The sequence below is a fragment of the Streptomyces globisporus C-1027 genome (assembly GCF_000261345.2).
Lineage (GTDB): Bacteria > Actinomycetota > Actinomycetes > Streptomycetales > Streptomycetaceae > Streptomyces > Streptomyces pakalii.
Map to the genome: position 1 here is coordinate 1766428 of NZ_CP013738.1, position 19275 is coordinate 1785702.

The 19275-nt window shown below is 72.3% G+C and carries 16 protein-coding genes and 1 pseudogene; 8 read left to right on the forward strand and 9 right to left on the reverse strand.

Annotated elements, in window-relative coordinates; genetic code table 11:
* Window positions 1–54: 54 nt before the first annotated feature.
* Window positions 55–771 (reverse strand): SIMPL domain-containing protein, encoded by a 717-nt coding sequence (locus tag WQO_RS07740; RefSeq protein ID WP_010061189.1) that lies wholly within the window; start codon window positions 769–771, stop codon window positions 55–57.
* A 140-nt stretch (window positions 772–911) separates the two neighbouring features.
* Here WQO_RS07740 and WQO_RS07745 point away from each other — a divergent pair, with 140 nt between their 5' ends.
* Complete coding sequence (locus WQO_RS07745; protein WP_010061187.1) at window positions 912–2738, forward strand: bifunctional metallophosphatase/5'-nucleotidase; 1827 nt, start codon at window positions 912–914, stop codon at window positions 2736–2738.
* A gap of 180 nt (window positions 2739–2918) precedes the next feature.
* Window positions 2919–3875 carry an IS481 family transposase gene (locus WQO_RS07750; RefSeq protein WP_058953910.1) on the forward strand — a complete coding sequence of 319 codons (957 nt, stop codon included), beginning with the start codon at window positions 2919–2921 and terminating at the stop codon, window positions 3873–3875.
* On the opposite strand, the gene WQO_RS07755 is transcribed toward WQO_RS07750, so the two are convergent.
* Window positions 3872–5299, reverse strand: coding sequence for a lysine N(6)-hydroxylase/L-ornithine N(5)-oxygenase family protein (locus tag WQO_RS07755; protein WP_010064470.1), 1428 nt, complete (start codon window positions 5297–5299; stop codon window positions 3872–3874). The two genes, WQO_RS07750 and WQO_RS07755, sit on opposite strands and share 4 nt — an antisense overlap.
* Window positions 5296–6822 carry a pyridoxal phosphate-dependent decarboxylase family protein gene (locus WQO_RS07760; protein WP_010064471.1) on the reverse strand — a complete coding sequence of 509 codons (1527 nt, stop codon included), beginning with the start codon at window positions 6820–6822 and terminating at the stop codon, window positions 5296–5298. Before WQO_RS07760 ends, WQO_RS07755 begins: the two co-directional genes overlap by 4 nt.
* Window positions 6823–7090: 268 nt before the next feature.
* On the opposite strand from WQO_RS07760, the gene WQO_RS07765 reads away from it, so the two are divergent.
* The gene (locus WQO_RS07765) at window positions 7091–7531 is read left to right on the forward strand and encodes an ATP-binding protein (protein ID WP_010064472.1); all 441 of its coding nucleotides are present in this window, start codon (window positions 7091–7093) and stop codon (window positions 7529–7531) included.
* A 109-nt stretch (window positions 7532–7640) separates the two neighbouring features.
* On the forward strand, window positions 7641–8012 hold the full coding sequence (locus WQO_RS07770) for an ArsR/SmtB family transcription factor (protein ID WP_029182737.1): 372 nt from the start codon (window positions 7641–7643) through the stop codon (window positions 8010–8012).
* Between the two features lie 13 nt (window positions 8013–8025).
* Here WQO_RS07770 and pepN read toward each other — a convergent pair whose 3' ends face one another.
* Entirely contained in the window at window positions 8026–10575 is a 2550-nt protein-coding gene (gene pepN, locus WQO_RS07775) for an aminopeptidase N (protein ID WP_010064475.1), read from the reverse strand.
* 159 nt (window positions 10576–10734) lie between these two features.
* Between pepN and WQO_RS07780 the strand changes: the two genes are divergently transcribed.
* Window positions 10735–11541 carry an MIP/aquaporin family protein gene (locus WQO_RS07780; protein ID WP_010064476.1) on the forward strand — a complete coding sequence of 269 codons (807 nt, stop codon included), beginning with the start codon at window positions 10735–10737 and terminating at the stop codon, window positions 11539–11541.
* Window positions 11542–11584: 43 nt separating this feature from the next.
* Here the strand turns inward: WQO_RS07780 and WQO_RS07785 are convergent, their stop codons facing one another.
* Both WQO_RS07785 and WQO_RS07790 read right to left on the reverse strand, forming a co-directional pair.
* Window positions 11585–11953, reverse strand: coding sequence for a chorismate mutase (locus WQO_RS07785; RefSeq protein ID WP_010064477.1), 369 nt, complete (start codon window positions 11951–11953; stop codon window positions 11585–11587).
* A 25-nt stretch (window positions 11954–11978) separates the two neighbouring features.
* Window positions 11979–12842, reverse strand: a complete 864-nt coding sequence (locus WQO_RS07790) for an AraC family transcriptional regulator (RefSeq protein ID WP_030805629.1) — start codon at window positions 12840–12842, stop codon at window positions 11979–11981.
* A 194-nt stretch (window positions 12843–13036) separates the two neighbouring features.
* On the opposite strand from WQO_RS07790, the gene WQO_RS07795 reads away from it, so the two are divergent.
* Window positions 13037–14857: a glycoside hydrolase family 35 protein gene (locus WQO_RS07795; protein ID WP_010064479.1), complete on the forward strand. Its 1821-nt coding sequence runs from the start codon at window positions 13037–13039 to the stop codon at window positions 14855–14857.
* Between the two features lie 85 nt (window positions 14858–14942).
* Here WQO_RS07795 and WQO_RS07800 read toward each other — a convergent pair whose 3' ends face one another.
* Window positions 14943–15701, reverse strand: a complete 759-nt coding sequence (locus WQO_RS07800; RefSeq protein ID WP_010064480.1) for a S1 family peptidase — start codon at window positions 15699–15701, stop codon at window positions 14943–14945.
* A 314-nt stretch (window positions 15702–16015) separates the two neighbouring features.
* Between WQO_RS07800 and WQO_RS07805 the strand changes: the two genes are divergently transcribed.
* Window positions 16016–16933 (forward strand): RING finger protein, encoded by a 918-nt coding sequence (locus tag WQO_RS07805; protein WP_010064481.1) that lies wholly within the window; start codon window positions 16016–16018, stop codon window positions 16931–16933.
* Between the two features lie 38 nt (window positions 16934–16971).
* Window positions 16972–17727, forward strand: a complete 756-nt coding sequence (locus WQO_RS07810; protein WP_010064482.1) for an ankyrin repeat domain-containing protein — start codon at window positions 16972–16974, stop codon at window positions 17725–17727.
* Between the two features lie 203 nt (window positions 17728–17930).
* On the opposite strand, the gene WQO_RS36710 is transcribed toward WQO_RS07810, so the two are convergent.
* Window positions 17931–18542 carry a GNAT family N-acetyltransferase gene (locus WQO_RS36710; RefSeq protein ID WP_058954202.1) on the reverse strand — a complete coding sequence of 204 codons (612 nt, stop codon included), beginning with the start codon at window positions 18540–18542 and terminating at the stop codon, window positions 17931–17933.
* 348 nt (window positions 18543–18890) lie between these two features.
* Window positions 18891–19193: pseudogene (locus WQO_RS36715) on the reverse strand (VOC family protein); the annotation flags it as partial.
* Window positions 19194–19275 lie beyond the last annotated feature (82 nt).

The window sequence follows — 19275 nt, forward strand, 5'->3', positions numbered from 1 at the left end:
GTGAAGGGTTATTGACAAGTGTTGAATTGTGCGGCGGCCCGCTCTGATGAGCGTTTATCCGAGGTTCGGGGGGATGAGGGTGAAGGCCGCTTCGACCTGGGCGTCGACGTTCTGGCGTACGGGTTCGAGGTCGATGGGGGCCGCGTCGGCTGCGCTTTCCGCGCGGGCCGATCGGAAGGCTCCGGCGCCGCCGTAGGTCGCGGTGGCGAAGGTGGCTCCGCCGACGCTTCCGGTGTCGCTGAGTTCGAGGAGGGCGCCGATGCGGGTGTCCAGGGCTTCGGCGTACTCGCGGGCGCGCTGGAGGGCTTCCTGGACGGCTTGGCGGCGGGCGGCGGCGTGGTGGGGGGAGGTGGGGCGCAGGGCCCACCAGGGGCCGTCGACGCGGATGAGTTCCTGGTCGGCGAGGCGGGCGACGAGTTCGCCGAGGACGGTGAAGTCGCTGAGGGCGGCGGTGAGTTGGATGCTGCCGTGGTAGGCGCGGATGCGTTCGCCGCGGCCGTGGCGGGCGAGTTCGGGGCGGATGGTGATGGTGCCGGTTTCGAGTTTTTCGACGGCGTCGCCGTAGCCCTTGATGAGGTCGAGGGTGGCGGTGTTGCGGCGGGTGAGGTCGTCGAGGGTGGTGCGGCGGTCGGTGTTGCGGGCGGTGAGGGTGACGGCGATGCGGGCGATCTCGGGGTCGACTTCGAGGTGGGCTTCGCCGCGGACGGTGACGCGGGGGGCGGTGGGGGTGCCGTGGGAGGGGTGGGGTGCGGGGGTGGCGGTTTCGGTCATGTGTTCACTGTGGCACGGCGGGTGGCGCCTCGGGGTGTGTGTCGGGTGGTCATCAGATCGAAACCTGCGCGGGGTGTTGCGGGTGTGGGGTGCTGGGCCAGAATCTACGCGCGTTGCCGTACTGAACGAGGAGTGAAGAGATGCCGTTGAACCGTAGGACGTTTCTGGGCCGTTCGGCCGCCGCGGGCGCGGGTGTGGCGATGGCGGGCGGTGCGGTCGTCGGCTCGGCCGGTGCGGCGCAGGCCACGGGGCAGGGCCACGGGCATGGCCATGGACGGCCTGCGAAGCGGTACTCGTTCACGGTGATGGGCACGACGGACCTGCACGGGAACGTCTTCAACTGGGACTACTTCACGGACAAGGAGTACGACGACTCCGCCCACAACGACGTGGGTCTGGCGAAGATCTCGACGCTGGTGGATCAGGTGCGCCGGGAGAAGGGGCGCCGGAACACGCTGCTGATCGACGCGGGTGACACGATCCAGGGCACGCAGTTGTCGTACTACTACGCGAAGGTCGATCCGATCACGGCGCGGCGCGGTCCGGTGCATCCGATGGCGCGGGCGATGAACGCGATCGGTTACGACGCGGCGGCGCTCGGGAACCACGAGTTCAATTACGGCATTCCGGTGCTGCGGAAATTCGAGGAGCAGTGCGATTTCCCGCTGCTGGGGGCGAATGCGCTGGATGCGAAGACGTTGCGGCCGGCGTTCGCCCCGTATGTCATCAAGCGGATGCACACGCCGTGCGGGCGTGATGTGCGGGTGGCGGTGCTGGGGCTGACGAATCCTGGTATCGCGATCTGGGACAAGGCGAATGTGGGCGGGAAGATGGTGTTCCCGGGTCTGGAGGAGCAGGCGGCGAAGTGGGTGCCGAAGCTGCGGTCGATGGGTGCGGACGTGGTGATCGTCTCCGCGCATTCGGGTTCGTCGGGGACGTCGTCGTGGGGTGATCAGTTGCCGTACGTGGAGAACGCGGCGGCTCTGGTGGCGGAGCAGGTGCCGGGGATCGACGCGATTCTGGTGGGTCACGCGCATGTGGAGATCGCCGAGCACTTCGTGACGAACAAGGAGACCGGCAAGCAGGTGGTGCTGTCGGAGCCGGCGAAGTGGGGGCAGCGGCTGACGCTGTTCGACTTCGACCTGGTGTGGGAGAAGGGCCGCTGGTCGGTGGAGAAGGCCGGTTCGCGGGTGCTGAACTCCAACACGGTGCCGGAGGACCCGGAGGTGACGTCGCTGCTGCGCCGTGAGCACCGCAAGGTGGTGGAGTACGTCAACCAGGTGATCGGTACGTCGGTGGTGGCGATGTCGACGGCGGACGCGCCGTGGAAGGACGAGCCGATCATCGATCTGATCAACCAGGTGCAGACGGAGACGGTGAAGGCGGCGCTGGCGGGCGGGGAGTTCGCGGCGCTGCCGGTGCTGTCGCAGGCGTCGTGTTTCTCGCGTACGGCGGGGATTCCGGCCGGTGAGGTGACGATCAAGGACGCGGCGGGGCTGTATCCGTTCGAGAACACGCTGGAGGCGCGGCTGATCACGGGCGCCCAGTTGAAGGACTACCTGGAGTATTCGGCGCGGTATTACGTGCGGACGGCTGCGGGTGGTCCGGTGGACACGGCGAAGCTGACGAACGCGGACGGGATTCCGGACTACAACTACGACGCGGTGTCGGGTGTGACGTACGACGTCGACATCGCGCAGCCGGCGGGTTCGCGGATCGTGGGGTTGTCGTTCGAGGGGAAGGCGATCGATCCGGCGGCGCGGTTCGTCTTCGCGGTGAACAACTACCGGGCGAGCGGTGGGGGGAACTTCCCGCATGTGCCGGGTGCGCAGCAGTTGTGGGCGAATTCGGACGAGATCCGGAACACGATCATCGGGTGGGTGCGGGAGAAGGGTTCGGTGGACCCGGCGGCGTTCGCTTCGGTGGGGTGGCGGCTGACGCGTGGGGGGACGCCGGTCTTCCCGTAGCGCTGGTGGGTTCGTTCGGCCCGGGTCTCCCTGTGTGGGGGCCCGGGCCGTTCGCTGTCTCGGGGCCCTAGATGTGTAGTCCCGGGACGTTGGTGACACGCGTGCTGGGTTCTTGATATGGGTGAGGGCCTCCGGGTTCGGTGTGGATTGCGACATCTCCACCGAGATCAGGAGGCCCTCGTGGTCCACCGTAATGCCCCGCTGACCGAGACCGGGAGACTCCGCCTGGCCCGCTGCGTCGTCGAGGACGGATGGCCCGTACGGCGGGCGGCCGAGCGTTTCCAGGTCAGCCACACCACCGCCGCCCGCTGGGCGAGCCGCTACCGGCAGCTCGGCGTCACCGGAATGAGCGACCGCTCCAGCCGCCCGCACCACCAGCCCCGCAGGACCACGGTCACCGTCGAGGAACAGGTACTCCGGCTGCGACGCGAGCACCGGATCGGGCCGCTACGACTGGCCGCCCGATGCAACATCGCCGCCTCGACCGCCCACCGCATCCTGGTCCGGCACGGCCTGCCGCCACTGGCCGCCCTGGACCGGGCCACCGGCGAGCCCGTCCGCCGCTACGAACGCGCCCGACCCGGCGAACTGGTCCACATCGACGTCAAGAAGCTCGGCCGGATCCCCGACGGCGGCGGCCACAGGACTCTCGGCCGGGCCGACGGCCACCGCAGCCGGACCAACGGCGCCGGCTGGGCCTACCTGCACACCGCCCTCGACGACCACACCCGCATCGCCTATACCGAGGACCTGCCCGACGAGACCGCCCCGACCTGCGCAGGCTTCCTCGTCCGGGCCACGGCCCACTTCGCGTCCCTGGGCATCCGGATCGAACGGGTCCTGACCGACAACGCCTGGGCCTACAGCAAGAACACCTGGCGAAACACCTGCCGCGACCTGGACATCAGCCCCCGCTGGACCAGGCCCTGGCGACCCCAGACCAACGGCAAGGTCGAACGCTTCCACCGCACCCTGCTCGACGAATGGGCCTACCAGAAGCCCTACACCTCAGACCACGAACGCAGGGAAGCGTTCACCCACTGGCTGCACTGGTACAACTACCACCGACCCCACACCGGCATCGGCGGCCAAACACCCGCCAGCCGCGGCACCAACCTCTCCGAACAGCACACCTAGAGGGTCTGGCTCAGGGGTACGAGTGCGGGGCTCTGGGCGGGGATGGCCGGGGGGTGGGGGGTGAGGCCGAAGGTGGTGAAGGCGGTGCGTTCGGGGAGGGGGTAGGGGTTGGCGCCGGTGAGGTTGTTGAGGATGGTGGCGCTGCGCCAGGCGGCGAGGCCGAGGTCGGGGGCGCCGACTCCGTGGGTGTGGCGTTCGGCGTTCTGTACGTAGACGTGGCCGGTGACGGTGGGGTCGAGGACGAGTCGGTACTGGTCGTCGATGCGGGGGCGGTGCGAGGCGTCGCGGCGGAGGTAGGGGTCGAGGCCGCCGAGGACGGCGTCGAGGGGGCGTTCGCGGTAGCCGGTGGCGAGGATGACGGCGTCGGTGGTGAGGCGGGAGCGGGTGCCTTGCTGGGTGTGTTCGAGGTGGAGTTCGACGCGGGTGTTGGCGAGGCGTCCGGCGGTGCGGACGTGGACGCCGGGGGTGAGGGTGGCGTCGGGCCAGCCGCCGTGGAGGGTGCGGCGGTAGAGCTCGTCGTGGATGGCGGCGATGGTGTCGGCGTCGATGCCTTTGTGGAGCTGCCATTGGCGGGGGACGAGTTCGTCGCGGGCGGATTCGGGGAGCGCGTGGAAGTAGCGGCTGTAGTCGGGGGTGAAGTGCTCCAGGCCGAGCTTCGAATATTCCATGGGGGCGAAGGCCTGGGTGCGGGCGAGCCAGTGGATCTTCTCGGCGCCTTCGGGGCGGGCGCGCAGGAGGTCGAGGAAGATCTCGGCGCCGGACTGGCCGGAGCCGATGACGGTGATGTGGTCGGCGGTGAGGAGCCGTTCGCGGTGGCGGAGGTAGTCGGCGGAGTGGAGTACGGGGACGGCTTCGGCTTCGGCGAGGGGTTTGAGGGGTTCGGGGACGAAGGGTTCGGTGCCGATGCCGAGGGCGATGTGGCGGGTGTAGGCGCGGCCGAGTGCTTCGGCTTCGCCGTCGCGGTCGAGTTGGGTGAAGTCGACTTCGAAGAGGGCGCGGTCGGTGTTCCAGCGGACGGCGTCGACCTGGTGGCCGAAGTGGAGGCCGGGGAGTTGTTCGGTGACCCAGCGGCAGTAGGCGTCGTATTCGGCTCGTTGGATGTGGAAGCGCTCGGCGAAGTAGAAGGGGAAGAGGCGGTCGCGGGTGCGGAGGTAGTTGAGGAAGGTCCAGGGGCTGGTGGGGTCGGCGAGGGTGACGAGGTCGGCGAGGAAGGGGACTTGGAGGCTGGCGCCGTCGAGGAGGAGGCCGGGGTGCCAGTGGAAGGCGGGGCGTTGTTCGTAGAAGGTCGCGGCGAGGGGGCGGGGGTCGCCGGGGGTGGCGGGGATGGTGTGGGCGAGGGCGGCGAGGGAGAGGTTGAAGGGGCCGATGCCGATGCCGACGAGGTCGTGTGGCTGGTCGGGTTCGTGGGCGGGCCGGGCGGTCATCGCGGGGTGTCGCCTTCCGTGGGGTGGGGGGTGGGGTGGGTGGTGGCGGGGGTGGGAGTCGGTGCGGTCTCCGGGGCCTTGGGTGCGGGTGGGCCGGTGCGGAGGTGGGCCTGTGAGCCGGTGAGGGGGGCGGCCGGGGGGCCGGTGAGGAGGTCGGTCGTGGTGCCGGTGACCAGGTCCAGGAGGGTCTGGAGGTCCTGGGGTGTGGTGTGGGGGTTGAGGAGGGTCGCCTTGAGCCAGAGGCGGCCTTCGGCGTGGGCGCGGCCGAGGACGGCGTGGCCGCGTTGGAGGAGGGTGCGGCGGACGGTGGCGACGGTGTGGTCGTCGGCGCCGGTGGGGCGGAAGAGGACGGTGCTGATGGTGGGGCGGTCGTAGAGGTCGAGGGCGGGGGTTTGGGTGATGAGGTCGGCGAGGTGGTGGGCGGTGGCGATGGTGCGGTCGATGAGGTCGGCGAGTCCGCTGCGGCCGAGGGCCTGGAGGGTGACGGCGATCTTGAGGGCGTCGGGGCGGCGGGTGGTGCGCAGGGAGCGGCCGAGGAGGTCGGGGAGGCCGGCTTCGGTGTCGTCGTCGGCGTTGAGGTAGGGGGCGTGGTGGTGGAGGGGGGTGAGGTGGTGGTGTTCGGGTACGGCGAGGAGGCCGGCGGATGCGGGCTGCCAGCCGAGTTTGTGGAGGTCGAGGGTGACGCTGTGGGCGCGGTCGAGGCCGTGGAGGAGGGGGCGGTGGGTGGGGCTGAGGAGGAGTGGTCCTCCGTAGGCGGCGTCGATGTGGAGTTCGGCGTCGTGGGTGGCGCAGAGGCCGGCGATGGCGTCGAGGGGGTCGATCTCGCCGGTGTCGGTGGTGCCGGCGGTGGCGACGACGAGGAGGGGGCGGTGGAGTTCGGTGAGGGCGTCGTCGAGGGCGGCGAGGTCGAGGGTGCCGGTGGGGGCGGGTACGACGACGGGTTCGGGGAGTCCGAGGAGCCAGGCGGCGCGGGCGATGCTGTGGTGGGCGTTGGCGCCGCAGACGGTCTGGACGGGGCCGTGGCGTTCGCGGGCGAGGAGCAGGGCGAGTTGGTTGGCTTCGGTGCCGCCGGTGGTGATGACGGCGTCGGGTGAGGGGGCGTGGGGGTAGATCTCGGTGGCGAGTGCGCTGGTGAGGTCGGCTTCGAGGGCGGAGGCGGCGGGGGCCTGGTCCCAGGAGTCCATGGAGGGGTTGAGGGCGCTGGCGGCGAGGTCGGCGGCGGCTGCCAGGGCGAGGGGCGGGGTGTGCAGGTGGGCGGCGCAGTGGGGGTGGGCGGGGTCGGCGGCGCCTTGGGCGAGGGCGGTGACGAGGGCGCGGAGGGCGTGGTGGGGGCCGGTGCCGTGGTCGGGGATGAGGGGGTGGGTGGCGGTGCGGGTGCGGGGGGTGACGGTGTCGGGTCCGCCGGCGGGGAGGGGGCCGCCGCGGAGGGCCGCGCCGTCGTGGAGTGCGGCGAGGACGGTGTCGAGGAGGGGGCGCAGCGCGGCGGGGCCTGCGGTGCCTCCGGCGAGGGGCGGGGTGGGCATGGGTGGGGTGGTCCTTCGGGTGCGCGGGGGTGGACATGCCAGCTTGTCCGTGGTTCGGGTGGCGCGGCCGAAGAGCCCAACGATTCGAACTCGAAAGGGGTACTGGCGGCCGGAGCGGCCTGATGGGGGCGGGCGGGGGTGGTATGGGTGTGCGATTTCTGGACCGGCGTACGGGGGGCTGCCCTGTCTGCCTGATGAGTGAATTGCAGATTTATGCAATTCACTACATGCTGTACGGGTCGTTCCGCCCTGACAGGGAGCCAGCACGATGCTCACGCCGCCCGATCCGTTGCCGTACCGGCATGTGCTGACCCTGCCCACGACGGGGCGGGCCGTGCGCGTCGCCCGGGAGGCCACCGAGCAGGTGCTGGAGCAGTGGGGGGTGGCGGCGTGGGAGCCGTGCCGGGATGCGGCGCTGCTGATCCTCAGTGAGCTGGTGGCCAACAGCGTGCGCCATGCGGCGGCGCTCTCGCCTCAGGTGACGGTGGTGTTCGCGGGCGGCCCGGACACGTTCGCGTTCGGCGTGCACGACCGTCATCCGTACCGTCCGGCGCTGTTCGCATCGGCCGGGACAGCGCCGGGGCGGGGGCTGGCGACCGTGATGGAGCTGACCCATGGTCTGGGCGGCAGCGCGGTGGTGCGGGGCGATGCCGACGAAGGCGGCAAGAGCATCTGGGTCACTCTGCCGCTGCGGCGCGGCCTCCGGTGACCCTCGGGTGCACGCCCGGGGTGCGGAGGCGCGAGGATGACCCCATGGAGACGAGTTCAGGTCAGCAGTGGTGCGGCGGACTCCCGTCGTACGGAACGGGGTGCCGCAGGTGAGCACGCCGCTGTACCGGTTGAAGGCGGAGTTCTTCAAGACGCTGGGGCACCCGGTCCGGATCCGGGTGCTCGAACTGCTCAGTGAACGCGATCACGCGGTCTCGGAGATGCTGAACGAGGTGGGGGTCGAGGCCGCCCATCTCTCGCAGCAGTTGGCGGTGTTGCGCCGGGCCGGTCTGGTGACGGCCCGGCGGGAGGGGTCGGCCGTCCACTACTCGCTGGCCGATCCGGGGGTGGCGGAGCTGCTGCGGGTGGCGCGGACGATCCTGACCGGGGTGCTGGCGGGTCAGGCGGAGCTGCTGGCCGATCTGCGGTCGGCGAACGACGGCCCGGACGATGCTCGCCCGGGCCGTCAGGACACCCCGTAGAGGTCAGGAGAGGTCAGCCGGTGGCCGATGTGCGTACGGCGAGGGCGCGGCGGAGGTCGTCGAGCTGGTCGACGAGCTTGCGGCGCAGGGCGGGGATGAGCTGGGGGTCCTCCAGGGCCCGGGTGCCGGTGGCGAGGCTGCCGGCGTCGATGGCGTACGCGGGGAAGGCGTACCGCCCGGCGGCCTCGGCGATGGCGGGGCCCCGGCGGGCGGCGAGCGCGATGGCGTCCGGGTAGAAGCGGGGCACGTAGTCGCCGGTCAGCTCTTCCTGCCCGGGCTGCCAGAAGCCCTGGGCGGTGGCCGTGAAGAGGTAGTTGGACAGGGTGTCGTCGGTGAACAGGGCGTCCCAGGCGGCGGCCTTGGCCTCGGGGGTGGGCAGCGCGGCGCGGCAGCGGGCGGCGCCTTCGCGGCCGGTGGCGCTCGGGTCCGCCGCCAGTTCGGTGGCGATGGCGGCCTCGTCGGTGGCGCCGAGGACGGCGAGCCGGGTGAGGATGCGCCAGCGCAGCTCGGGGTCGAGCTCGGGTCCGCCGTGGACGGTGCCTTCGTCGAGCCAGGTCCGGAGTGTGTCGGGCTGGGTGGCGGCGTCGATGAAGTGGCGTACGGCGATGAGCCGGAGGCCGGGCTGTGAGCCGTCCTCGGTGCGGCGGATCAGGTCGCGGCAGAGGTCGGTGAGGGTGGCGCGGGCGGCGGGCAGGTCCTCGGGGACGGTGTAGCGGTCGACGACCTGGCCCGCGGCGAAGGACAGGACGCCCTGGACGAGCGCGAGATCCGTCTCGTACGGGAGGTGCGTGCGGGCGGCCGTGAGGTAGGTGGCCGGGGGGAGTTCGGCGTCGCGGACCATGTCGCGGGCGGTGTTCCACAGGACGGCCCGGGTGAGGGCGTCGGGGATGCCGGAGAGGCCGGCCAGGACGGTGTCCCAGGAGGCGGTGTCCAGGCGGATCTTGGCGTAGGTGAGGTCGCCGTCGTTGAGGACGACGAGGGCGGGGCGGCGGCCGGGGCGGACGACGGGCGTCCCGTCGCCGGGCACGTCGGTCTCGAAGCGGTCGCGCAGGGCGAGGTGGCCGGGGCCCGCCTGGGTGTTCAGGGCGTGGTCGTAGGCGCCGACGGTGATGCGGTGGGGGCGGGAGCCGTCGCGGGTGACGGTGAGGGCCCAGGACTGGCCGTTGCCGTTCGCCGGGGTTCCGGCCGGTTCGGTGGGCGCGGGGGTGCCGACCTCGGCGGTGAGGGTGTCGATGCCCGTGGTGCGCAGCCACTGTCCGGCCCACGCGTGGACGTCGCGCTCGGTGGCGGAGGCCAGGTTGTCGATGAAGTCGGCGAGGGTGGCGTTGCCGAACTTGTGCCGGGCGAAGTGGGTGTTGATCCCGGCCAGGAAGTCCTTCTCGCCGAGCCAGGCGACGAGTTGGCGAAGCGCGGAGGCGCCCTTGGCGTAGCTGATGCCGTCGAAGTTGAGGAGGGCGGACGCCGTGTCGGGGACGGCGTCGGGGTCGGGGGCGACGGGGTGGGTGGAGGGGCGCTGGTCGGCGTCGTAGCCCCAGCCCTTGCGGGCGACGCCGAAGTCGACCCAGGTGTCGGTGAACCGGGTGGCTTCGGTGAGGGTCTGGTAGCCCATGTACTCGGCGAAGGACTCGTTCAGCCAGATGTCGTCCCACCAGGTCAGGGTGACGAGGTCGCCGAACCACATGTGGGCCATCTCGTGGGCGATGACCATGGCGCGGGTCTGGCGCTCGGTGTCGGTGACGGCGGAGCGGTAGACGAACTCGTCGCGGAAGGTGACGAGTCCGGGGTTCTCCATGGCGCCGGCGTTGAACTCGGGGACGAAGGCCTGGTCGTAGGAGTCGAACGGGTAGGGCTCGTCGAACTTCTCGTGGTAGCGGTCGTAGCAGGCGCGGGTGATGTCGAGGATCTCGTCGGCGTCGGCGTCCAGGTACGGGGCGAGGGAGCGGCGGCAGTGGATGCCGAAGGGCAGTCCGGCGTGCTCGGTGGTGACCGAGTGCCAGGGTCCCGCGGCGATCGCGACGAGGTAGGTGGAGATGAGCGGGGTGGGGGCGATGGTCCAGCGCCCCTCCCCCGTGCGTTCGGCGACGCCGTTGCCGAGGACGGTCCAGCCTTCGGGGGCGGTGACGTCGATGGCGAAGACGGACTTGAGGTCGGGCTGGTCGAAGGCGGCGAAGACGCGCTGGACGTCCTCCATGAACAGCTGGGTGTAGAGGTAGGTCTCGCCGTCGGTGGGGTCGGTGAAGCGGTGCATGCCCTCGCCGGTGCGGGAGTAGTGCATGGCGGCGTCGATGCGCAGTTCGTGGGGGCCGGCGGTGAGTCCGGTGAGGGGGTAGCGGTTGCCGTCGAGGAGGGCGGGGTCCAGGGGCTGTCCGTCGAGACTGATCGAGCGCAGGGTGGCGGGCTTGACCTCGACGAAGGTGTCTCCGGCCGCGCGGGCGGTGAACCGGATGGCGGTGGCGGAGTCGAAGGTCTCCTCGCCGGTGGTGAGGTCGAGGGCGATCGTGTACCGCTCCACGTCGAGGATCTGGGCTCGGGTCTGCGCTTCGTCGCGCGTCAGTACGGACATGGCCCCATGCTGCCGTACGGGGGACGGCGGGCGCAGCGGGGTTCTCCCTGGGCGGACGGGCGGGCAGGTGGCGTGATCGTGCCGGGTGGATACCCCCCGGGGGCTGTTGCCGCTTACCATCTCCTCGGCGCGGCACACCGAGTACCGAGGACGTCCCTCATGACGCTCACGCCTGCGCCCGAACCTGTCGTCCCGAGACCCGGGCCGGAGATCCGGCCCACCGCGGTCGGCCCCCGGTCGCCGGAGTCGCCGCACGGGCCTGATGCCGGTCCCGCTCCCCTGCTGCCGCGGGCCGTCTGCGAGGCGGCGCTGACCGGGCTGCTGCTGTTCCTGATCGTGACGGCCGTGCGGTGGCTCGTCGGGCCGGACCCGGGGGCGGCGGCCGCCCGTCCGGCGCTGCTGGGCGCGGTCGTCGGGACCCTGCTCGCCCTGTTCATGATGTCCCCGCCCGGCCGCTGCTCGGGCGGCCATCTGAACCCGGCCGTCACCCTCGCCCTGTGGCGGCTCCGGGCCTTCCCCGGCCGCGAGGTCGTGCCGTACGCCGTGGCCCAGCTGACCGGGTCGGTGTTCGGGGTGTGGTGCGCGGCGCTGGTGTGGGGCCCGGTCACCGCGCGCCCGCCGGTCCGCCACGCCTCGGTGCGGGCCGATCCGGCGTGGGGCGACACGGCGGTCCTGGCGGCCGAGGCGGGGATCCTGGCCGGGTCGACGCTGATGCTCGCCGTACTGCTCGCGTCGCCGGGTGGGCGCCGGGTGCTGCCGTACGCGGTGGGGCTGACGACGGCCCTGGTCATCGGGGTGCTCGGCCCGCTGAGCGGCGGATCGGCGAACCCGGCGCGGCAGTTCGGCCCGGCGCTGCTGGCCGGGGACACCGGGCGGCTGTGGGTGTACGTGCTCGGGCCCGCCGTGGGGGCATTGCTCGGCGCGTGGCTCGCGGGGCGCACGGGGCTGCGGCGACCGGCCCGGTAGCCGCTCAGGCGTTCCGCGCCTGGCCGTTCTCCGCCTGGCCGCTCTACATCTGGCCGTTGTTCGCCTGGCCGTTCTGTACCTGGCCGGTCTCCGCCTGGCCGTTCTCCGCTTCCTCGGCGATGCGCTCGTGGTGGCGGATCACCTCGGCGATGATGAAGTTCAGCAGCTTCTCGGCGAAGGCCGGGTCCAGGTTGGCGCTCTGTGCCAGTTCCCTGAGCCGGGCGATCTGGCGGGTCTCGCGGGCGGGATCGGCGGGCGGCAGCTTGTGGTCGGCCTTGAGGCGGCCGACCTGCTGGGTGGCCTTGAAACGTTCGGCCAGCATGTGGACGACGGCGGCGTCGATGTTGTCGATGCTCTCGCGCAGCCGGTTCAGCTCGGCCCGGACGGTCGCGTCGATCTCGCTCGTACTCATGGTCAGCGAGCTTAGACGGCCGCCCTCACGGCCCGATCGTCGGCGGGTCGTCGGGGTCGGGCACCCGGTCGCTCCAGCCGCCGGGCACGCTGCGGCCCTGCTGTTCGCGGAAGCGGACGGGGGCGGTGCCGACCCGGCGGGCGAAGAGCCGGGAGAAGTAGGCGGGGTCGTCGTAGCCGACGCGGCGGGCCACGGCGGCGACTGGAAGGTCGGTGGCGGCGAGGAGTTCCTTGGCCCGGCCGAGGCGGATGCCGAGCAGATAGTCCTTGGGGCTGCAGCCCGCGCCGCGCCGTACGGCGGTGCGCAGTTCGGCGGGGGTCATGCCGTGCCGGGAGGCGTGCTGGGCGACGGTGAGCGGCTGGTAGGCGTCGCGGGCGAGCGCCTGGAGCACCGGGTCGCCGTCGGGGCCGATGTCGGCGCGGGCGCGGCGCAGGGAGACGAGGAGTTCGTGGACGGCGGCCCCGGTCTCGACCTCCAGGAGGGGGTTGCCGCGGCGGGCGGCGCGCACGATGCGTCCGACGGCGGCGCGCGGGGCGGCGGTGTCGGCGAGCGGGACGAGGGGGCGTTCGGGCTCGATGTAGCCGAGTTCGGTGTACGTGGCGGTGGCGGGGCCGGTGAAGTCGACGAAGCTCTCGTCCCAGCCGGTGCCGGGGTCGGCGCCGTAGTGGTGGGGGGTGCCGGGGGTGAGCCAGATGAGGCTGGGGCCGGTGACGGGGGTGCGGCGGCCGTCGGGGCCCTTGAACCAGCCGGTGCCGGAGTTGACGATCACGGCGACGTGGTGGTCGAGGGTGCGGGGTCCGACGGTGGGCAGCGCCCCGTGCTGGAGGCCGACGCCGAGGCAGACGAGGCCCAGGCGGTGGTGGAGCGGGCTCGGGGTGAAGAAGCGCATCCAGGTGTGGTAGGTCACGGTCTTCCCCTCCCAGGTGGTCCACCGGTTCCGGATCCGGCGGGTCCCGGCCAGTCCGTTGCGTCCAATCAACAGCGATCTTTGTCCATGGACCCGGTGCGCGCCAGAGGTGACAGTGGTCGGACCAATCGACCCGGGGGCCGCCGGGCGGCCGAGCACAGGAGCGTAACTGCACCATGACCGACTTCACCGTGGGGGACGACGGCTTCCGGTCCGACGGGAAGCCCGTACGGCTGCTGTCGGGCGCCCTGCACTACTTCCGGGTGCACGAGGAGCAGTGGGAGCACCGGCTCGCGATGCTCGCCGCGATGGGCCTGAACTGCGTCGAGACGTACGTACCGTGGAATCTGCACGAGCCCCGGGAGGGCGAGGTACGGGACGTGGGGGCGCTCGGCCGGTTCCTGGACGCGGTGGAGCGGGCGGGGCTGTGGGCGATCGTGCGGCCGGGTCCGTACATCTGCGCCGAGTGGGAGAACGGCGGTCTCCCGGTGTGGGTGACGGGCCGGTTCGGGCGGCGGGTGCGGACCCGGGACGCGGAGTACCGGGCGGTGGTGGAGCGGTGGTTCCGGGAGCTGCTGCCGCAGGTGGTGCAACGGCAGGTGGTGCGGGGCGGTCCGGTGATCCTCGTCCAGGCGGAGAACGAGTACGGGAGTTTCGGCAGCGACGCGGTGTATCTGGAGTGGCTGGCGGGACTGTTGCGGGAGTGCGGGGTGACGGTCCCGCTGTTCACGTCGGACGGCCCGGAGGACCACATGCTGACCGGGGGTTCGGTGCCGGGGCTGCTCGCGACGGCGAACTTCGGTTCGGGGGCCCGGGAGGGCTTCGAGGTGCTGCGCCGGCATCAGCCGAAGGGCCCGTTGATGTGTATGGAGTTCTGGTGCGGCTGGTTCGACCACTGGGGGGCCGAACCGGTGCTGCGGGACGCGGAGGAGGCGGCGGGGGCGCTGCGGGAGATCCTGGAGTGCGGGGCGTCGGTGAACGTCTACATGGCGCACGGCGGGACGAACTTCGCGGGCTGGGCCGGGGCGAATCGCGGTGGCCCCCTGCAGGACGGGGAGTTCCAGCCGACGGTGACGTCGTACGACTACGACGCGCCGGTCGACGAGTACGGGCGGGCCACGGAGAAGTTCCACCTGTTCCGGAAGGTTCTCCGGGAGTACGCGGAGGGGCCGTTGCCCGAGCTGCCGCCGGAGCCGAAGGGTCTGGCGGTGCCGGTGCGGGCGGAGTTGACCGGGTGGACGGGGCTCGGGGACGTACTGGAGGCGCTGGGCGATCCGGAGACGGAGTCGGGGGTGCCGCCGGCCTTCGAGGAGCTGGGCGTGGACCGGGGTCTGGTGCGCTATCGGGTGGCGGTGCCGGGGCCGCGCCAGGCGTATCCGCTGGGCGCCTCGGGGCTGCGGGACCGGGCGGTGGTGTACGTGGACGGGGTGCGGGCCGGGGTGCTGACCGAGGAGTCCGGCACGCTGCCGGAGCCGGTGGCGGGGCCCGCGGAGGTCGAGCTGTGGGTGGAGTCGCTGGGCCGGGTCAACTACGGGCCGCGGCTCGGCGAGCCGAAGGGGATCACGGGCGGGGTGCTGCACGAGCGGCAGTATCTGCACGGGGTACGGGCCCGGGGGCTGCGGCTGGAGGCCTTCGAGGCGCCGGGCGCGGTGGCGGCGCTCCCGTTCGGACCGGTGGAGGCCGCCGTGGGAGCGGGTGACGCGGGGCGGACGGGGCTGTTCCGGGGGGAGTTCACGGTCGAGGGCGCAGCGGGTCTCGGCCACGCGGGGATCGAACTGCCGGGCTGGACGCGGGGGTTCGTCTGGGTGAACGGCTTCTGCCTGGGCCGGTACTGGTCGGCGGGCCCGCAGCGGATCCTGTACGTGCCGGGTCCGGTGCTCCGCGAGGGCGCCAACGAGGTGTGGGTGCTGGAGCTGGAGGACGCGGGCGGGCCGTGGGTGGAACTGGGTCCGGGGGTGCCCGTTCGAGCGGGCACCCCCGGGGTGGTTCAGCGATGATCACCGGGCTGACGTCCGACGACCGGGTGGCTCAGGTCTGAGCCGGTGGGCCGCTCCGCGTGGGGTCGGAGCCGCTCCGCGTGGTTCAGAGCGAGTCGGCGGCGGAGGCGATGTCGGCCGCGAAGTGCGAGACCTGGGTGTAGACGCCCGGGTAGTTCGGGCGGGCGCAGCCCTGGCCCCAGCTCACGATGCCGACCTGGACCCACTCGTCGGAGTCGTCCTTGCGGAACATCGGGCCACCGGAGTCGCCCTGGCAGCTGTCGACGCCGCCGGTGTCGAGGAGGCCGGCGCACAGCTCCTCGTCGGCGACGAGGTTGCTGTAGGCGCCCTGGCAGTCGGAGTCGGAGACGAACGGGACGTCGGCCTTGAGCAGGTGGCGCTGCTGGCTGCCGCCTTCCTTGTCGGCACCCCAGCCGGCGACGGTGAAGGTGCCCTCGTCGTAGGTGGCGTCGGTGGCGATCTTCAGGGTGGGCTGGTCGATCGGCTTGTCGAGCTTGATCAGCGCCCAGTCCTTGCCGGTGCCGTTGTAGCCCGGGGCCTGGAGGACCTTGGTGGAGTTGACCGTGATCGCGTCGGGCGACTCGAGGTCGGCGACGCCGCCGGTCACGGAGATCGAGGTGTTGTCGCCCGAACCGTCCACGCAGTGGGCGGCGGTGAGGACGATGTCCTGGGTGTAGAGCGAACCGCCGCAGCCCATGGAGAGCCGGACCATGAACGGGAATTCGCCCTGCTCGGCGCGTTCCCCGCCGACGATCGGCTGGGGGGCGGCGGAGGCCGGCTGGAGGCTGACGGTCGCGAGGGCGACGGCGGCTATGGCGACGGAACACCTTTTCAGCGCGCTCATAAGCTTCACAGATGCCTGCTTTCGTGGGGGGATTTCGTGTGGGGGGTTGCTGTGGGAGGTTGCCGTACCGCGTCGCCGTGCAGGAGTCCCTGTAGGGGGTGCTGACGTACGGGGCGTACCGGCACGGAAACTGAACTTGCCATGTACGCGACAAGAACTCTCCGATTATCGGTACCGAGTGACCGCTGACACAAGGTGCAGTTTTCGGCCAAGATCACCCGGCGGCTTTCCGGCCCCTCTCCCCGCCCGGCTCACCGTCTTTCCGGCCCCTCTCCCCCGCCCGGCATACAGTGGAGGTCCGTCGACCGTCGCGGATGGGGGATTCCGGCGTGACGAACAGTCCTCCGGGCGCACCCGTCGCCCACGGTTTCCCGCATCTGGACACGGTCCGCTCCGCGATCACGGCGCTCTACCGGCGGCTCTCGGCGGACGGCGTCCGCACCTACGCCACCAGCCTCGCGCCCGTCGACGCCGCGTTCGCGGACGAGGACGATCTGCATCTGGGAGCCCAGCGGGTGGCGCGCTCCCTGGTCCAGCACCTGCGCCTCCCCGACGCCCGGATGATCGTCGGCTTCCGTGCGATGGAGCACGCGGCGAGCGTGGAACTGACGGCGGGCCCCGAGTACTTCATCGAGCTGAACGACCGCTTCCGCACCCACCGCAGGGACATCGGCGCGGCCCTCGCGCACGAGATCACCCATGTGCTGCTGCACCGGCTCGGTCTGGAGTTCCCCGGCACCCGCGCCAACGAGATCCTGACCGACACGACGACGGCCTACCTCGGCACGGGCTGGCTGCTGCTGGACGCGTTCCGGGAGGACGCGACCTCCCGCCAGAAGCTCGGCTATCTGACCCCGGAGGAGTTCGGATACGTCCTGGCCAAGCGGGCGTTCGCCTTCGACGAGGACCCCTCCCCGTGGTTCACCAGCCCCCAGGCGTACACCGCGTACACGAAGGGGCGTCAGCGGGCGCTGGACGATCTGCGCCGACCGCCGCTGACCGCCGCCGGCTGGGCGGGCCGCCGCCGCTACGCCAAGGACCGGCGGTACGCCCAGGACCACCCCGGCACCGCCCCGGACCCGAGCGTCCCGTACGCCTTCGAGACCGGCACCGAAGGGCTGCGCGTCTCCTTCCCCTGCCCCATCTGCCACCAGCGCATCCGGCTCCCCGTCCGGGGCCGGGTCAGCGCACGCTGCGGGCTGTGCCGTACGCGCCTGGAGTGCGACACCTGACCTCGGGCGTTGTCCGTGTCCGGCCGTAGGGTCGAAGGATGACGAACGAGCCGATCAGGGACGAACCAAGCCTGTTCGACGCGCTGTACGAGGACGAGAACACGGTCGTACGGGCGCTGCGCGCGGGTGCGCGGGCCGAGGCGAGCGACGAGGAGGGCACGACCGCGCTCTACACGGCGGCGGTCCAGGACCGCCCCGAGATGGTCCGGCTGCTGCTCGCGGCCGGGGCCGACCCCGACCGGGCGAGCGGGCCCGAGGCCGGTGATCTGCCGCTGTGCGGGGCGGCGTGCGGCGGGCACACCGAGGTGGTGGAGGCGCTGCTCGCCGCCGGGGCCCGGCCGGATCTGCGCGAGGAGTTCGGCTTCACCGCACTGCGCTGGGCGGTCGGCCTGGGCCACGCCGCGACGGTCGAGACGCTGCTCGCCGGGGGCGCGGACCCGCTGCTGCCGGGCCTGCGGGGCGAGGCGATGCTGGTGCTGGCGGGGCAGCGCGGCTCGGTGCGTACGGTACGGGCGCTGCTCGCGCACGGCGCGGCGGCGGAGGGACAGGAATCCGCGGTCGCGGTCGCCCTGGCCGAGGCGCGGCGCATCGCCGGACTCGATCCGGAGCGGGAGCTGCTGCGACGACTGGAGGAGACGTACGGCTCCGGGCTGGACACGGTGGTGCTCCGCGAGCGGCGGGACGGCGAGGAGACCGTGGCGGTGGAGCTGCTCCGGGACGGGGTGCCTTCGGCGGGGGTGGACCAGCACACGGGGCACGCGGAGATCGTGGCGCTGCTGGAGGGGCGGGCCTGAGCGGGGCAGGAGCCCGGCTGCCGGGCGTGAGCCGGGCGGGCCCAGTGAGCCGGGCGGCCCCGGTGGGCCTGAGCCGGGAGAGGAGCCGGGCGGGCCCCGGTGGGCCTGAGCGGGGCGTGAGCCGGGCGCGGGCCGGACGTGAGCCGGGCGGGCTCCGGTGGGCGTGAGCCGGGCGGCCCCGGTGAGCCGGGCGGCCCCCTCCCTCACCGTCCGCGCGTCCACGCCTCCCGCGTCAGCTCGTATTCCACCTCGCCGTGTTCGGAGCCCTCGATGGCCTCCGGCCAGTCCTCGGTGTAGGCCCGCAGAAAGGTCAGCCCCGCCTTCTCCATCACGCGCCGGGACCCCGTGTTGACCGCCATGGTGTTGGCGGTGACCCGATGGACCCCGAGGTCCGTGAACCCCTTGTCGACCAGGGCCCGGGCGCCTTCGGTGGCGTACCCGTGGCCCCACGCGGCCCGGTTCAGCCGGTAGCCGAGCTCGACCACGGCGGGGTCGTGGTCGGCCAGCGGCCGGAGTTCGAACCAGCCGAGGAACGCCCCCGTGTCCTTCTCCCGTGCGATCCAGTAGCCGCGGGTTCCGGTGCACGCGTGGTCGTGGAGGAGCCTCGGCAGGGTCCGGTCCCGGATGTGCTCGGGGCTGGTGGGCCGGCCGCCGTTGATGTACCGCATGACGGCCGGGTCGTTGTCGAGGGCGAGCAGGTCGGGGGCATCGGCGGCCGTGGCGGGCCGCAGGACGAGCCGGTCGGTCTCCAGGAACGCCGGAGCGGCCTGCGGCGTGGTGGTGAGGCGGACGGTCAGGCCCTCCGGGCTCGACAGCCGTGCGGCGCCCCCGGGCACGGTGACCAGCTCACCGCCGAGCTCGCGGGCCCGGGCGGCGACGCGGTCCGGATCGCCCACGGCCACGGACACCTCCCAGTGCGGCGCGGCCCCGGGGGCGGCTTCCAGGAACGTGACCCGGGCGAGCGGGGCGCCGGTCATCCCGGTGTAGAAGTGCCGGGCCCGCTCGGGGTCCGCGCAGACCAGGACCATGTGGTGAGGGATCGCCACACCCTCGTCCGGAGGCGATACCGGCCACCCCGCGAACCCCCGCGGCCGCCAGAGGGAGACGGCCGCGCCCACGGGGTCGATCAGGGTGGCGATCCGGCCCTGGTCCCCCGCGTCGAAGGGCGGGAGGAGGACCCGTGCGCCGCTCTCCGCCGCCACGGCCGTGCGGTGGTCCACGTCGTCGACCGCCAGGTAGTAGGCGACATGGGCGGGCAGGCCGGGCGGGTAGACGGGCTGCGCAAGGTCGCTCAGGCCGCCGATCCGGTGGTCACCTGCCCAGAACACGACGGCCCGGCGCCAGTCCGCCTCGTCCACGGCGAAGTTCCAGCCCAGCACCGCGGAGAAGAAGGCGGCGGTGCCGGAGGGGTCGCGGGTCTTGAGGTCCATCCAGCAGAACTCGTTCAGGGGGCCGTGCCGCGTCATCGTGCGCTCCTCGGGTGTCCTGTGCTGGATACCGGGCGCCCGGACGTCCGCGCAAACGAGTTTCCCCCCGAAGCCCCTGAGA

Excerpts from the sequence above, each read along its gene's own strand:
- WQO_RS07745 (WP_010061187.1), top strand. The coding sequence starts at position 912 with ATGCCGTTGAACCGTAGGACGTTTCTGGGCCGTTCGGCCGCCGCGGGC.
- pepN (WP_010064475.1), bottom strand. The coding sequence starts at position 10,575 with ATGTCCGTACTGACGCGCGACGAAGCGCAGACCCGAGCCCAGATCCTC.
- WQO_RS07765 (WP_010064472.1), top strand. The coding sequence starts at position 7,091 with ATGCTCACGCCGCCCGATCCGTTGCCGTACCGGCATGTGCTGACCCTG.
- WQO_RS07785 (WP_010064477.1), bottom strand. The coding sequence starts at position 11,953 with ATGAGTACGAGCGAGATCGACGCGACCGTCCGGGCCGAGCTGAACCGG.
- WQO_RS07755 (WP_010064470.1), bottom strand. The coding sequence starts at position 5,299 with ATGACCGCCCGGCCCGCCCACGAACCCGACCAGCCACACGACCTCGTC.
- WQO_RS07760 (WP_010064471.1), bottom strand. The coding sequence starts at position 6,822 with ATGCCCACCCCGCCCCTCGCCGGAGGCACCGCAGGCCCCGCCGCGCTG.
- WQO_RS07780 (WP_010064476.1), top strand. The coding sequence starts at position 10,735 with ATGACGCTCACGCCTGCGCCCGAACCTGTCGTCCCGAGACCCGGGCCG.
- WQO_RS07805 (WP_010064481.1), top strand. The coding sequence starts at position 16,016 with ATGGGGGATTCCGGCGTGACGAACAGTCCTCCGGGCGCACCCGTCGCC.
- WQO_RS07740 (WP_010061189.1), bottom strand. The coding sequence starts at position 771 with ATGACCGAAACCGCCACCCCCGCACCCCACCCCTCCCACGGCACCCCC.
- WQO_RS07790 (WP_030805629.1), bottom strand. The coding sequence starts at position 12,842 with ATGCGCTTCTTCACCCCGAGCCCGCTCCACCACCGCCTGGGCCTCGTC.
- WQO_RS07810 (WP_010064482.1), top strand. The coding sequence starts at position 16,972 with ATGACGAACGAGCCGATCAGGGACGAACCAAGCCTGTTCGACGCGCTG.
- WQO_RS07795 (WP_010064479.1), top strand. The coding sequence starts at position 13,037 with ATGACCGACTTCACCGTGGGGGACGACGGCTTCCGGTCCGACGGGAAG.
- WQO_RS07800 (WP_010064480.1), bottom strand. The coding sequence starts at position 15,701 with ATGAGCGCGCTGAAAAGGTGTTCCGTCGCCATAGCCGCCGTCGCCCTC.